Annotated in this window: 11 protein-coding genes; 9 read left to right on the plus strand and 2 right to left on the minus strand. The window is 53.0% G+C overall.

Annotation, left to right across the window (positions count from 1 at the left end; all coding sequences use genetic code 11):
• Positions 1-50 precede the first annotated feature (50 nt).
• A complete protein-coding gene (gene lpxM, locus E0L16_RS10645; RefSeq protein WP_063868466.1) occupies positions 51-1,022 on the plus strand; it encodes a lauroyl-Kdo(2)-lipid IV(A) myristoyltransferase in 972 nt (323 codons plus the stop codon).
• A gap of 35 nt (positions 1,023-1,057) precedes the next feature.
• On the opposite strand, the gene pyk is transcribed toward lpxM, so the two are convergent.
• Complete coding sequence (gene pyk, locus E0L16_RS10650) at positions 1,058-2,500, minus strand: pyruvate kinase (RefSeq protein WP_010432595.1); 1,443 nt, start codon at positions 2,498-2,500, stop codon at positions 1,058-1,060.
• A 114-nt stretch (positions 2,501-2,614) separates the two neighbouring features.
• Positions 2,615-3,484 (minus strand): MurR/RpiR family transcriptional regulator, encoded by an 870-nt coding sequence (locus tag E0L16_RS10655; RefSeq protein WP_063450107.1) that lies wholly within the window; start codon positions 3,482-3,484, stop codon positions 2,615-2,617.
• A gap of 356 nt (positions 3,485-3,840) precedes the next feature.
• Here E0L16_RS10655 and zwf point away from each other — a divergent pair, with 356 nt between their 5' ends.
• The 8 genes from zwf to E0L16_RS10695 all read left to right on the plus strand — a co-directional run bounded on the left by zwf (position 3,841) and on the right by E0L16_RS10695 (position 15,380).
• Positions 3,841-5,316, plus strand: a complete 1,476-nt coding sequence (gene zwf, locus E0L16_RS10660) for a glucose-6-phosphate dehydrogenase (protein ID WP_131636887.1) — start codon at positions 3,841-3,843, stop codon at positions 5,314-5,316.
• A 230-nt stretch (positions 5,317-5,546) separates the two neighbouring features.
• Positions 5,547-7,358 (plus strand): phosphogluconate dehydratase, encoded by a 1,812-nt coding sequence (edd, locus tag E0L16_RS10665; protein WP_131636888.1) that lies wholly within the window; start codon positions 5,547-5,549, stop codon positions 7,356-7,358.
• A 39-nt stretch (positions 7,359-7,397) separates the two neighbouring features.
• A complete protein-coding gene (kdgA, locus tag E0L16_RS10670; protein ID WP_063450105.1) occupies positions 7,398-8,039 on the plus strand; it encodes a bifunctional 4-hydroxy-2-oxoglutarate aldolase/2-dehydro-3-deoxy-phosphogluconate aldolase in 642 nt (213 codons plus the stop codon).
• 335 nt (positions 8,040-8,374) lie between these two features.
• Positions 8,375-10,888 carry a type VI secretion system Vgr family protein gene (locus E0L16_RS10675; protein WP_131636889.1) on the plus strand — a complete coding sequence of 838 codons (2,514 nt, stop codon included), beginning with the start codon at positions 8,375-8,377 and terminating at the stop codon, positions 10,886-10,888.
• Entirely contained in the window at positions 10,885-12,999 is a 2,115-nt protein-coding gene (locus tag E0L16_RS10680; RefSeq protein WP_131636890.1) for a T6SS effector phospholipase Tle3 domain-containing protein, read from the plus strand. Before E0L16_RS10675 ends, E0L16_RS10680 begins: the two co-directional genes overlap by 4 nt.
• Before the next feature lie 9 nt (positions 13,000-13,008).
• The gene (locus E0L16_RS10685) at positions 13,009-13,716 is read left to right on the plus strand and encodes a T6SS immunity protein Tli3 family protein (RefSeq protein WP_131636891.1); all 708 of its coding nucleotides are present in this window, start codon (positions 13,009-13,011) and stop codon (positions 13,714-13,716) included.
• A 12-nt stretch (positions 13,717-13,728) separates the two neighbouring features.
• Positions 13,729-13,986, plus strand: coding sequence for a PAAR domain-containing protein (locus tag E0L16_RS10690; protein WP_131636892.1), 258 nt, complete (start codon positions 13,729-13,731; stop codon positions 13,984-13,986).
• Positions 13,986-15,380: a hypothetical protein gene (locus E0L16_RS10695; RefSeq protein WP_131636893.1), complete on the plus strand. Its 1,395-nt coding sequence runs from the start codon at positions 13,986-13,988 to the stop codon at positions 15,378-15,380. Before E0L16_RS10690 ends, E0L16_RS10695 begins: the two co-directional genes overlap by 1 nt.
• The last annotated feature ends 54 nt before the right edge of the window (positions 15,381-15,434 follow it).

Below are 15,434 nucleotides of genomic sequence, written 5' to 3' on the forward strand. Positions count from 1 at the left end.
TCGCTACACTATCTGAATATATTTTTGCGTCACCAGACCCTGGAACCCGCATGGAAACCAAAAAAAACAATATTGAGTACATTCCCGAGTTTGAAAAATCTTTTCGCCACCCGCGTAACTGGGGCGCCTGGCTTGGCGTATACGCGTTTGCTGGCATGGCGTTGCTACCTGCTTCCCTCCGCGATCCGGTGCTCGGCAAGGTCGGGCGACTGGCAGGCCGCTTAGGAAAAAGCGCGCGCCGTCGAGCGCAAATCAATCTTCTGTACTGCTTCCCGGATAAAACCGACGCCGAACGCGAAGCAATTATTGATGACATGTATACCACCGCGCCACAGGCGATGGCGATGATGGCGGAACTGGCGCTGAAAGGGCCGGAGAAGATTGTTGACCGCGTTGACTGGAAAGGGCTGGAGATCATCGACGAGATGCGTCGCAATGATGAAAAGGTGATTTTCCTGGTGCCGCACGGCTGGGGAGTCGACATTCCGGCGATGCTGATGGCCTCGCAGGGCCAGAAAATGGCGGCGATGTTCCATAACCAGGGAAACAAAATCTACGATTTCGTCTGGAATACCGTACGCCGTCGCTTTGGCGGACGTTTGCACGCGCGTAACGATGGCATCAAGCCCTTCATTCAGTCCGTGCGTCAGGGCTACTGGGGCTACTACTTGCCCGATCAGGACCACGGCCCTGAGCACAGCGAGTTTGTTGATTTCTTCGCGACCTATAAAGCGACGCTACCCGCGATTGGACGCCTGATGAAAGTCTGTCGCGCCCGCGTGATCCCGCTGTTCCCGGTGTATGACGGGAAAACGCATCGCCTGAGCATTGAGGTACGTCCGCCGATGGACGATCTGCTGACCGCAGACGATCGCACCATTGCGCGCCGTATGAATGAAGAGGTGGAAGTGCTGGTGGGGCCGCATAAGGAGCAATATACGTGGATCCTTAAGCTGCTCAAAACGCGTAAGCCTGGCGAAACGGAGCCGTACAAGCGTAAAGAGCTGTTCCCTAAGAAATAGGAAACCCTCTCCCTTAGGGGAGAGGGGATCGGGTCTTACTCTACGGTCAGTACGCGGGTGGTGTTGGTTGAGCCGATGGTGCTCATCACGTCACCCTGCGTCACGATAACGATATCGCCGGACACCAGGTAACCTTTGTCGCGCAGCAGATTTACCGCATCGTGCGCAGCGGCCACGCCGTCGTTAGTGCTGTCGAAGTGCACCGGCGTCACGCCGCGATACAGCGCCGTCAGGTTCAGCGTACGCTCGTGACGGGACATGGCGAAGATCGGCAGCCCGGAACTGATGCGGGACGTCATCAGCGCGGTACGGCCAGATTCGGTCATGGTGATGATTGCCGTGACCCCTTTCAGGTGGTTTGCGGCGTACATCGCGGACATCGCAATCGCTTCTTCCACATTGTCGAACTGGATATCCAGGCGGTGCTTGGAGACGTTAATGCTTGGGATCTTCTCTGCGCCCAGGCAGACGCGCGCCATGGCGGCCACGGTTTCCGCCGGATACTGACCGGCAGCGGTTTCGGCTGACAGCATCACCGCATCGGTACCGTCCAGCACGGCGTTGGCCACGTCCATCACTTCCGCACGGGTCGGCATTGGGTTGGTGATCATGGATTCCATCATCTGGGTGGCGGTGATCACCGCACGGTTCAGCTGGCGCGCGCGACGGATCAGCGCTTTCTGGATGCCGACCAGCTCAGGATCGCCGATTTCTACACCCAGGTCACCACGGGCAACCATCACGACGTCAGACGCCAGGATCACATCATCCATCGCGTCCTGATCGCAGACTGCTTCCGCGCGTTCAACTTTCGCAACGATTTTCGCATCGCAGCCTGCGTCGCGCGCCAGACGGCGAGCATAGTTCAGATCTTCGCCGCAGCGCGGGAAGGAGACGGCCAGATAATCTACGCCGATCTGTGCTGCGGTCACGATATCCGCTTTGTCTTTATCGGTCAGCGCTTCGGCAGACAGGCCACCGCCGAGCTTGTTGATGCCTTTGTTGTTGGAGAGCGGGCCGCCGACGGTCACTTCCGTGAACACCTTCATACCCTGAACTTCCAGCACTTTCAGCTGTACGCGACCGTCGTCCAGCAGCAGGATGTCGCCTGGCACAACGTCAGCAGGCAAACCTTTGTAGTCGATACCCACTTTCTCTTTATCGCCTTCACCTTTGCTCAGGTTGGCATCCAGCAGGAATTTGTCGCCGATGTTGAGGAAGACTTTGCCTTCTTTGAAGGTCGATACGCGAATTTTTGGACCCTGAAGATCGCCGAGGATAGCAACATGGCGGCCCAGTTTAGCTGCGATTTCACGCACTTTATCGGCACGTAATTTATGATCTTCTGGCGTACCGTGAGAGAAGTTCATACGCACCACGTTGGCACCCGCGGCGATAATCTTCTCGAGGTTATTATCGCGGTCAGTGGCCGGGCCTAAGGTGGTAACGATCTTGGTTCTGCGAAGCCTTCTGGACATGTAATACTCCGTTGACTGAAACAACTTTGGTGTTGCGTGAACATTGAATCGGACTTCATCTATTGCAAGGCAGTAGCGAGGGGACCGAATGCCGTAAATCGTACTTCGTCGTTATTAGGGAACATCGCTCTTTATAAGCAATTCTTTATCAAAACGCGATTCTTTCAGGGCTTCCTTGACCCGCTTCAAGTTATCACGGAATTTTGCGCCCCGGCGTAAGGTAAAACCGGTCGCCAGCACGTCAATGACCGTCAACTGCGCCAGGCGGGAGACCATCGGCATGTAGACGTCGGTGTCCTCCGGTACGTCCAGGGTAATGGCGAGCGTCGCTTCCCGGGCCAGCGGCGTACCCGCCGTCGTCAGGGCGATGACCATCGCATCGTTGTCACGCGCGAGCTGCGCCAGCTCAACCTGGCTCTTGGTGCGGCCCGTGTGGGAGATGAGGACCACGACATCATCTTCGCTACAATTCATACAGCTCATGCGTTGCAGCACAATGTCATCGGAATAAATCACCGGCACGTTGAAGCGAAAGAATTTATTCATGGCGTCATGTGCCACGGCAGCCGACGAGCCAAGGCCAAAGAAAGCAATCCGTTTGGCCTGCGTAAGCAAATCAACCGCGCGGTTCACCGAACTCATATCCAGAGACTGGCGCACGTGGTCGAGCGTCGCCATTGCCGATTCAAATATTTTCGCCGTGTAAGCATCAACGCTGTCGTCTTCATCCACATTGCGATTAACATACGGAGTGCCGTTTGCCAGACTTTGTGCCAGATGCAGTTTAAAATCAGGAAAGCCGCGCGTGTCCAGACTACGACAGAATCGATTAACCGTCGGTTCGCTGACGCCCGATTCCTGTGCCAGAGCGGCGATGCTTGAATGAATCGCCTGAGCGGGGGCGGCGAGAATAACTTCAGCCACTTTGCGCTCGGATTTGCTAAGGTGTTCCAGTTGAAACTGGATTTTTTCCAGCATGTTCATTGTTAACAAGACGCTCATGAGGGCATAAACGATTTCATACAGAGATGAAACCCTGATTCGATTTAGCCGATATTACCCCCGGGACTTCCGAAAGGGTAACCGTCGACAAGAAATGTTGTTGTTTTTTTTCATTACTTGATCGACGTCGGGTTTTGCCCTGACTCCGTTGCGCAAAGAATCGACGTTTGTTGCGTCATTAAACGGGCTTAAAGGTCTGGACGACGAAAAATCGCCGTATCGCACGTGACGTTAAGCGCTAATGGTTTCAGGAAATGCGTAAAAGCAGTACAGTGCATTGTAATAAAATTACAACGATACCTGGCAGAGTACCAGGCGATCTAACTGAGGAGAATGACATGGCGGTAACGCAAACAGCCCAGGCATGTGACCTGGTCATTTTCGGCGCGAAAGGCGATCTTGCACGCCGAAAATTGCTGCCTTCCCTGTATCAGCTGGAAAAAGCGGGCCAGATACATCCCGACACCCGAATCCTTGGGGTAGGGCGCGCCGAATGGGATAAGGAAGCTTATACCAAAGTCGTGCGCGAGGCGCTCGAAACGTTCATGAAAGAAAAAATCGATGAAAGCCTGTGGGATAAGCTGAGCGGGCGCCTCGATTTTTGTAACCTGGACGTCAATGATGTCAGCGCTTTTACCCGTCTGGGTGAAATGCTGGACCAGGAAAATCGCGTCACCATTAACTATTTCGCCATGCCACCAAGCACCTTCGGCGCCATCTGCAAAGGTCTGGGCGAAGCGAAGCTGAACGCCAAACCGGCGCGCGTGGTGATGGAAAAGCCTCTGGGCACGTCGCTGGCAACCTCTCGTGAAATCAACGACCAGGTGGGCGAGTTCTTTGAGGAGTGCCAGGTTTACCGTATTGACCACTACCTGGGCAAAGAGACGGTTCTGAACCTGCTGGCGCTGCGCTTTGCTAACTCCCTGTTTGTGAACAACTGGGACAACCGCACCATCGATCACGTGGAAATTACCGTGGCGGAAGAGGTGGGTATCGAAGGCCGCTGGGGTTACTTTGACCAGGCCGGCCAGATGCGCGACATGATCCAGAACCACCTGCTGCAAATTCTGTGCATGATTGCCATGTCTCCACCGTCGGATCTGACGGCCGACAGCATTCGTGACGCCAAAGTGAAAGTGCTGAAATCACTGCGCCGTATCGATCGCTCCAACGTGCGTGAGAAAACCGTTCGCGGTCAGTACACCGCAGGTTTTGCCCAGGGGAAAAAAGTCCCTGGCTATCTGGAAGAAGAGGGCGCGAACAAGTCCAGCAATACCGAGACGTTTGTGGCTATCCGCGTGGATATCGACGACTGGCGCTGGGCCGGCGTGCCGTTCTACCTGCGTACCGGTAAGCGTCTGCCGGCAAAATGCTCCGAAGTGGTGGTCTACTTCAAAAACCCGGAACTGAACCTGTTCAAAGAATCCTGGCAGGAGCTGCCGCAGAACAAACTGACCATCCGTCTGCAACCGGACGAGGGTGTGGATATTCAGATCCTGAACAAAGTGCCGGGTCTTGATCACAAGCACAACCTGCAAACCACCAAGCTGGACCTGAGCTACTCTGAAACCTTCAACCAGACGCATCTGGCCGATGCTTACGAGCGTCTGCTGCTGGAAACCATGCGCGGTATCCAGGCGCTGTTCGTCCGTCGCGATGAAGTGGAAGAGGCGTGGAAATGGGTCGACTCCATTACCGAAGCGTGGGCTGCCGATCAGGATGCGCCAAAACCGTATCAGGCGGGAACATGGGGACCAGTTGCCTCCGTTGCGATGATCACCCGCGATGGCCGCTCCTGGAACGAGTTTGAGTAAAGCTCTCTAGCCCATAGGTGTTATTTTACCGGTAACATGATCTAACACAGCAAGTGGCATCATTTTTACTTTTTAAGCTCCGCGTGGATTCACCCGCGGAGCTTTTTTTATTACACTCCTCTTAGACATTTTGCCCCTGCGCTCCGGATAACAGGCGTTTCAGCGTTGTTAACAACCGTCAGAACCTGTGTAAACTCCCGAGCCCGGACAGATAAATTAGAGGAGCTTTTATGAATCCGACATTGTTACGCGTAACACAACGCATAATTGAGCGCTCGAAAGAGACCCGTTCTGCCTACCTCGCCCGCATTGAACAGGCGAAGAGCGAAACGGTCCACCGCTCGCAGCTGGCCTGCGGGAATCTGGCCCACGGCTTCGCCGCCTGTCAGCCTGGCGATAAAGACGCGCTGAAAAGCATGTTGCGTAACAACATCGCCATCATTACCTCCTATAACGACATGCTCTCTGCCCACCAGCCGTACGAGGTTTACCCGAACATCATTCGCAACGCACTGCATAGCGTAAACGCGGTGGGCCAGGTTGCGGGCGGCGTGCCGGCCATGTGCGACGGCGTCACCCAGGGGCAGGACGGCATGGAGCTGTCGCTGCTGAGCCGCGAAGTGATCGCCATGTCTGCGGCGGTTGGCCTCTCGCACAATATGTTTGATGGCGCGCTCTATCTGGGCGTGTGCGACAAAATCGTCCCGGGGCTGGTGATGGCCGCGCTGTCGTTTGGCCATCTGCCAGCGATTTTTGTGCCATCAGGTCCGATGGCAAGCGGTCTGCCGAATAAAGAAAAAGTACGTATTCGCCAGCTGTATGCCGAAGGAAAAGCGGATCGTAAGGCGCTGCTGGAAGCGGAAGCTGCGTCCTACCACGCGCCGGGCACCTGTACGTTCTACGGTACGGCCAACACCAACCAGATGGTGGTGGAGTTTATGGGAATGCAGCTGCCGGGCTCCTCGTTCATTCAGCCGGACGCGCCGCTGCGTAAGGCGCTGACCGAAGCCGCAGCCCGTCAGGTCACCCGCCTGACCGGTAACGGCAACGAATGGATGCCGGTGGGCAAAATGGTGGATGAAAAAGTCATCGTCAACGGTATCGTTGCCCTGCTGGCAACCGGCGGTTCAACCAACCACACCATGCACCTGGTCGCAATGGCGCGCGCGGCGGGCATTCTGATTAACTGGGATGACTTCTCCGATATCTCCTCCGTGGTGCCGCTGATGGCGCGTCTGTACCCGAACGGTCCGGCGGACATCAACCACTTCCAGGCGGCGGGCGGCGTGCCGGTGCTGATGCGCGAGCTGCTGAAAGGCGGCCTGCTGCATGAGGATGTCAACACGGTGGCGGGCTTTGGCCTGCATCGCTATACCCTTGAGCCATGGCTGAACAACGGTGAGCTGGACTGGCGTGAAGGGGCGAGCGACTCGCTCGATCCGCAGGTCATTGCCACCTTCGAGAAACCGTTCTCTCCTCACGGCGGCACCAAAGTGCTGAGCGGTAACCTTGGGCGTGCGGTGATGAAAACCTCTGCCGTGCCGGAAGAGAATCAGGTGATTGAAGCCCCGGCCGTGGTGTTCGAAAGCCAGCACGACGTTTTACCTGCCTTTGACGCGGGTCTGCTGGATAAAGACTGCGTGGTCGTTGTGCGTCATCAGGGACCAAAAGCGAACGGGATGCCAGAATTACATAAACTTATGCCGCCGCTTGGTGTATTATTGGACCGCCGTTTCAAAATTGCGCTGGTCACCGATGGACGCCTCTCCGGGGCATCCGGTAAAGTGCCTTCAGCTATCCACGTCACCCCGGAAGCCTACGACGGTGGCCTGCTGGCGAAAGTCCGTGATGGTGACATGATCCGCGTTAACGGTCAGACAGGTGAGTTAACCCTGCTGGTGGATGAAGCAGAGCTGGCGGCACGTCAGCCACATATTCCTGACCTGAGCGCGTCGCGCGTGGGTACCGGACGTGAAATGTTTGGTGCGTTGCGCGAGAAACTCTCCGGTGCGGAGCAGGGCGCAACCTGTATTACGTTTTAAGACGACTTGATTTTAACGATCTGGCGAGAGAAAACTCTGATGAAAAACTGGAAAACAAGTGCAGAAGCAATCCTGACCACTGGCCCTGTCGTGCCGGTTATTGTGGTAAATAAACTGGAGCACGCTGTTCCGATGGCGAAGGCGCTGGTTGCGGGTGGCGTTCGCGTTCTGGAAGTGACCCTGCGTACTGCCTGTGCGATGGATGCGATCCGCGCTATCGCCAAAGAAGTGCCGGACGCGATCGTTGGTGCAGGTACGGTTCTGAATGCGCAGCAGCTGGCGGAAGTGACCGAAGCGGGCGCACAGTTTGCCATCAGCCCGGGTCTGACCGAGCCGCTGCTGAAAGCCGCGACCGAAGGCACTATTCCACTGATCCCGGGTATCAGCACCGTTTCTGAACTGATGCTGGGCATGGATTACGGCCTGAAAGAGTTTAAATTCTTCCCGGCTGAAGCGAACGGCGGCACCAAAGCGTTGCAGGCGATTGCGGGTCCATTCTCGCAGGTGCGTTTCTGCCCAACGGGCGGTATCTCTCCAGCCAACTACCGCGACTACCTGGCGCTGAAAAGCGTGCTGTGCATCGGCGGCTCCTGGCTGGTTCCTGCGGATGCGCTGGAAGCGGGCGACTGGGATCGCATCACTAAACTGGCTCGCGAAGCGGTAGAAGGCGCGAAACAGTAATAAATGCGCAATGCATAAAGCAGGCCCTCTGACCTGATGCTGGTCACTTTATGTGACCAGCATGTATGAGTTCTTCTTTTCCCCATATACATTTTTAATATCCCTAACCCCCAGGCGTATCATTCTTCATTATTAAATCATCCCTCACGTATATATTTGATGAATAGATCATTCTTAATTTATCTGTGATAAGATTGCTTGGTCCTTTTTTATTTATTCTGTGAATAATTTTACTTCTCATGAATTAATTCAGCTTGAAGTTGGGTGTTTTAATAGGAGAACGATAGGTGTATTGTTTTTAATGAACGGAATGTTTGTTAAAAGGATAGATAATAATGTCAGGGGAATCTGAGGTAGCTCAACGGTGGGACACATTAAACAGATATTTATTGTATTTCCCGCGTAGCAAAAATGTTATTTGTGATGTTCATTCTTTTACAGGAAAAGAGATATTAAGCGAGCCTTATCGCTATACCATTCGCTTTACCAGTCCGGATCAAAACATTGCCATTAATGCCGTTCTGAATCAGAGGGCTGAGTTTATTCTGCGTGCACCGAATCTGGAAGCCTCATGGCATGGGCAAACCTCCTGGCTGCCGGTTCGCCAGATTAATGGCACGATCACCCAATTTTCCCGGCTGATGTCTTCTGGCGATGAAGCCCTTTATGAATGCGTGCTGGAGCATGAGCTGGCGCTGCTGGATCAAAACTACCGCTCTGCGGTGTACATGAACATGACAGTCCCGGAGCTCGTTACAAAGCTGATGAAGGACAGTGGTCACTTTGACGGCTACAATATTGATTTTGACCAACTGAGCCACAGTTATCCACGACGGGAAATGATCGTTCAGTGGAAAGAAACCGATTTGCGGTTCATCCGTCGGCTACTGGCAGAGATAGGGATCTGGTTCCGTTTTGAGAACCACAACAAAGTAAAAGCGGAAACCGTCGTTATTTTTGGAGATTCTGCGCGTCGTTACCGCTTCAGCGACAAGCAGATGCCTTATGTCCGACATTCAGGCATGACCAGTTATAGCGAATACATTACCGATCTGGAGGAGCAGCACGGCCTGATCCCAAAAAATGTGTTGGTTCGCACCTATAACTACCGTGACCCGCAATCGCCGCAGACGGACAGGACAATTCAGACGAGCGATATTCCCGACGATATCACGTCAGGCCAACACTACCACTATGCCGATCACTATATTGCTGCGGGTGATTTTTACGGTGAAGAGGCGGAAACCGCAGCTTTTTACGCTCGTCTGCGTTATGAACGCCTGTTGAACGGACAGAGTGTTCTGGGGGCGACAACCAGCGATCCCGAGCTTCAGCCAGGCATTATGTTTTCTCCCTCAGGGCCTGTACCTGACGGGTTTAAGTCAGGGTTTGTGATAACTGCGATGACTATCCGCGGCAGCCGTGCTGAACACTATCGCGCCGTACTTTCTGGGATCCCCTATATCCACGGCTATAGCTTCCGTCCTGAATACATATCCCGGCCGGTGATATCCGGAACGGTGCCTGCCAGAGTGAAGGCTATCGGGGGAGATAAAACCTATGCCGGACTTGATGCGGTTGGGCGCTACCGGGTTAAGTTCGATTTTGACCTTGATGAAAAACGGGTCGGATTTGAAAGCGCCCTGGTACGCCTCGGCAGACCGTACGCCGGTGACACTTTTGGTATTCACTTTCCGTTGCTGGAGGGGACTGAAGTTGCCGTTGGTTTTGAAGGCGGCGACCCGGACAGACCTTTTATCGCCCATGTCATGCACGACGGCAGCCACCCGGATTTAGTCACAAACCGTAACGATACCCGAAATGTGATCCGCACAGCCGCGTTGAACAAGATCCGTCTTGAAGATCGTCGCGGGCAGGAACACATCAAAATCGCTACGGAGTACGGCAAAGGGCAAGTGAGTGTGGGCCACCTGGTTGATGCTGAAGGCAAAAAGCGCGGGGAAGGTCTGGAGGCTCGCACCGATGACTGGATGGCGCTGCGTGCTGCCAAAGGCGTGATGATCACCACGGAAGCCCAGCCCCGCGCGGGGGGTAAGCAACTGGATATGACAGCGGCTATTGCACAACTTGAAAAGGCGTTGTCGCTGGCGATGACCCTACAACAAAGTGCGCTTACGGCAGGCGCGAGTAATGTGGAAACCGATCGGCAAAATGCGCTCAGCCAGACGCTGAGTCATCTCGCGGAGCCCGGTATTTTGGCATATGGAAAAAGTGGAATTGCGCAGGTTACGCCGGACAGCCTGCAAATGTCCGCCGGGAAAGACCTGATTGCCACAGCGGGCGGGAATGCCAGCGTGAATGTGGTGAAAAAATTCTCGCTTGCCGTAGGGGAAAAACTGTCGCTGTTTGCCCGCAAACTCGGCATCCAGATGATTGCCGGTGCGGGGGATATTACGACGCAGGCGCAGCGGGGCGAAATGCACATGCTGTCGCAGCAGGATTTCACGCTGACGAGCACCGCCGGGAAAATGAACGGCAGTGCCAGAAAGGGAATGCAGTTTGTCTGCGGGGGCGGTGGGATCCGTATCAGCTCGACCGGATTGGTCACCATTTTCTCGCCGACGGGCATTGAGCTCAAAGCGCCGAGCCTGAAATACGACGGTCCGGAAAGTGTGTCGGTACCGACGCCATCCTTTGAGAAAGGCGCCTTTAAACTTCGCTACAAACTGCACGCTGGCGATGATCCGGAGCAAATTCTGGCAAACAAAAAATTCAGGCTGACCAGTGCATCCGGACAGGTGGTGGAAGGCGTGACGGACAGCTGCGGTCGTTCACCCCTACTCGATGCTGACGACCTCGACAGCTATAAAATGGAGATAATGGAATGACGGAGGCGAAGACAAAACCCTACGCTCCACGGGTGGTATCAGAAGGCGATATTCCGGTACACAAAACCCTGGGCGAAGTCGCCCAGACGTGCAACGTCGGGATACCGCGTCCGATGCCCGGCATTGTGATCCTCGTCCATGGCGTGAACGACGTGGGGGAAGCTTACCAGAATCAGGAGAAAGGAATACTTGTCGGGCTGGGTAAGCGACTCAACCGGCAGGATTTTTACGCCCACGAATGGAAAGACTACAGAATTATCACTCCCGGGCGTTCCCCCATCATCCCGTTTTACTGGGGATATAAACCGGTTACGCATGATGATTACTGGGCGGACCAGAAGCGCTACCGGGAGGAAGTCGGGAAGCTGAGTGACAAAGCGCATCTTCCCTATGATGCGTACCAGGAAGATAACGAGACGAATAAAAAGTCGCTGGGTAATGACGGAAAAGGGCCGTTTCAGTACCAGAACGATAACTTTAAGAACGCACTTGATACGAATTTTGCTAAGGAGGGCGGGACCTTTGCCAACGCGACGACGACGATCCCGGATATGCTGGGACCCGGCGCCGGTGGCTTCGGCGTTGCGGCTGCGGGATTTGCCTCGCTGCACTTCAATGATGGCGATTTTACCCATCCTATTTATGAAAACCCGCACCGCATTTATCAGTTTTTTGCCGCTCAACGGCTGGCGGATTTGATTATTCAGATTCGTCAGCCGTTAGTAACGCAAAACGATGTTATCAATATCGTCGCTCACAGTCAGGGCACGATTATTACTATGCTGGCAAATATGCTGGTGAAACAGGCAGGATACGATCCGGTAAACTGTGTGGTTCTTAATCACTCACCGTATTCTCTTGAGTCGCGCGTGGCTGAGAATATTCAGCCGGGTTATCAACAGACCGACGATGCCAGACAGCAGACATTTAAAAATTTCTGTCGCCTGATGCATACGCAATGGAAAGGTGGCGGGAAAATGGCAGAGAGCGAATTACTGGCTCTGGAGGCCTCCTGTACCTTGCGTAAACCTTCCGATAATCCGCTACGAACGGATGACAGATATTGCCGAAGCAACGACGGTAAAGTGTATAACTACTTTTGCCCGAATGATGGCGTCGTGTCGCTGGAGAATGTGCAGGGTTTTGGCTGGCGGGGCATTCCTCAGAATATTGCCAGTGATATACCGAATCTGTTTCAGCGCGTGTTTTACCAGCATGGTGAAGTAGGAAACATCCCTGACGCTAACCCCTTTGAGCTACCACCGCGAACTGAGGGGGATGCAAAATATGCCTTTCTCACGAACGCCAGTTACAGCGCTCGCGATGTGGTAATAAACGGTGAGGAGTTACCGGAACCTTTTATTTTCAAACTCCAGGGGGAGGATAATCACCCGGATAACGATCCTAAAACCAGTGATAAACCGTATACCTATTATGTCGATCCGGACAGCCCGGACGCCTACATTTCCTATTCCGCCAAAGCCAGCGCCATTAAGCGCACAGTAACGACAACCTTTGCTGTGAACCGCTATCAAAATATTGGCTGGCAGCCTGGTCACGTTTTATCTGCTTCAGAGCTTAAAGAAGAGAGTTTTGAACGCAAGCATGAAGTTATTTATGGTGAGGTGTCAGGTTCGCGTGATTTTCAGTTAGTTACCCTTACCTGGAAGAAAACACCGGAAGAACTGCAAGCGGAATGGCAGAAAATCGACCCGGTAGGCTACAGCCAGCACTCCTCTATTGTGATGAGCGAATTTGCACCATCGCACGCTATGGCGTTTGATTTGGCTATTGGGCAGTGCAAATCATTCGATTATCAGGCGGGGAAATTTTGGGAAGGGTTATTACATCGTGCGGACTGGCGCGATCCGCAGAACGGTTATCCTGCCGCTAAAGAATATTACCGTACAGGAATGCTAGATGAACAGCGTACGAAATGGTTTATGAATAGGCCTGATGAGGTGCTTCCAAAAGGGGAGTACGGTGTGGAAAACCACTTTAAAAATGCCTCGCCAGCCATGCCGTCACGCGAACTGTCCATCAGAAATCAGGATGTAGCAAATTTGCAATGGGATATGCCAAAGCCCATGAGTGATAGTCAACTGGCTTAAGGATAGAGCATGAAGATATTTTTTATCGGCCTGACGACCTTTGCTGTTTTGCTAGTGACCGGATGCCTGGCGAAAGAACCGCCGACGCAGGTAGTTTATCGATTCGATGATCATCGTTATCTCGAACTGAAAGGGTGGGATTGTGAAGGCGAACTCTGGTACACGGATACTAAACGAGGCATTCACACCGAACCCGTTAGTCAGTTTTATCGACTATTTACCCGTAAATTTATTCATCCATCAGAGCGATATATTGCACTGACGGGATGGGGAGTGAGTGGATTCATAGTATCTAAGGACTATGGGAAAACGTGGCGCTCTGTAGCGTTTTCACCAAATCATAATGAACCCAATGGTGATGACTACGCGCCGTATGAGGATATTATTTCTTTCACCGTCGTCAACGATCAGGGCTTTTTACTAACCAAACACCGACTGTATATGTCATCAAAGCCATTTGAAGACCCGCGCACTCTGCCCGGTGGGCCGGGGATTGCCTATACCGTGGATGACGGAATGGGAAATAAAGTAAGCGGGAAGCTGGACCCCCGTTCCCCTGGCTGGGCGTGGGGAATGGTCTATATGACTAAGCAGGGGCTCGAGGGCAGCACGCAGCAACTTAAGGCTAACTGGCAAGATTTACCCGACAGCGTACCCGACGTGAAAGGCTATACCGGCTGGAAGCACATGCAATGCAACATGGATGCCGGAAAATAGGGAGATAAAGTGATGAAAGGCGTCATTAGGTTAAACGATCCGCTGATAAGCGGAGGAAAAGTCACTAAGGCCTCTGGGGCAGACTTTATAGGTCAGCCCGTGGCCTTGAAAGACGATCTTGTGCAGTGTCCGCTCCATAAAGGGATGTTCCCAATCACTGAATGTCACCCAACCTGGACCATGCATGGCCGTGGGGTTGTGGTAGATGGCTGTCGCGCGGCGTGTGGATGTGAAATCAAAAGTACCTTACCTGTGGCGGGAGCTTCGTAATGCGCGCATGGTGGTTATACAAAAAACAGCCAGACCCGGAATCCACTGTGCCAGTCGCCATGATTGTTTTCATCTATGTGATAGCCGTCGCAATGGGCCTCGCGCTCCGGGCTCTCACCTGGCCTGAACAGGAACACGTTTCGGCTCTCTTTTTTGTACCTTCAGTTATTCTGCCCATCTGTGTTGTGTCGTTGTTAGTTTTTACAGGTTTTATATTTCATGACGCCAACATTCATTATGCTGAAACCCGAAAATTCATGGCAAAAGAGCAGGAGATTAATTTAAAGACGTATGCGCGGAAAAATATGGCTATCGCAGCATGGTCTTCAATCACCCCCCTGGAGCAACCCGCGCTGAATATGTTGAAACTGGAAGGCGAATTTCCGCTGGCACCGAAAACGCCGCTTAACATTCAGATGGAAGATCGCTTCGACCAGACCAGGAATGAACAGATGTTTTACCGCTTACTGGATCCGATGGCAGAGAAATTTAAGGACTATAACTACCGTATTTTTGAAACCGTTGTCTGGGTTCACGGAGGGAGTGGATCCTGCATTGATGAACTGAGGCGCACTCTGGAGCGGTTGGGTATTGAAACGGCCAGCACGTGTAAAATTGAGTACAGCACAGAATGTCCTGACTACGCGATCGTTAGCCAATGGATGAACTTATCTGATTACAGAGTTGAAAACCGGTTAATTGTTATCGTTGATTTACATGAAGAAAGCGGCGAATCAAAGAGCATGGAAAATGCATGTGCGTTCCTGCTGACCAGTCATTATGTCCGGGAGGAGGGCGAAAAACCGGTATATTTATATCAGCCTATGTCTGACGTGACCGATGTAGAGGACAAAATGGCGGTCTTCCTGGAGAGTGGTTCGGTACTTTCGCCGAAAAATCTCTGGTATACCGGGCTGTCCCGTATTGAAAAATATCCATTAATGCAGGCACTGGACAACAAAGCGCTCACGGTTGAACGGCTGGATATCGATGCCTCTCTGGGCGCAAAGAGTGCCGGGTATCGATGGCTGGCTCTGGCATTTGCGGCGGATGCGGTAAAATATGCTCAGGGGGAGCAACTGGTAGCTTATTCAGACAAAAACAAATTTTGTGTTACTGCGCTTTCCTCCATGAAGACAGCTATCCCAAAAAAACTTACCTGGTGTAACTGGAGTAATCCCCTTTATCCTGCGGGTATGGCGGCTTTATTCTGCGTGTTATCCCTCATTGCCTATCGTATCAGTTTCCCGGCGCAAAACGATCAGCCAGCAATCTGGGAACTGATTGCGAGCATCATTATTCCCTTCGTTATTTTTATAGGCCTCGGTAGCTTTATTTTCATCTCGAAAACGAATGAAGCCTACGAGGACATGGAATACGAATGGAAGCGATAGAACGAAAAACGTTTATCATGCAATGTGGCTGGTCGCTTAGTTGACCAGCCATTA

The sequence above is a fragment of the Enterobacter quasihormaechei genome, assembly GCF_004331385.1.
In the GTDB taxonomy this organism is placed as follows: Bacteria; Pseudomonadota; Gammaproteobacteria; order Enterobacterales; family Enterobacteriaceae; genus Enterobacter; species Enterobacter quasihormaechei.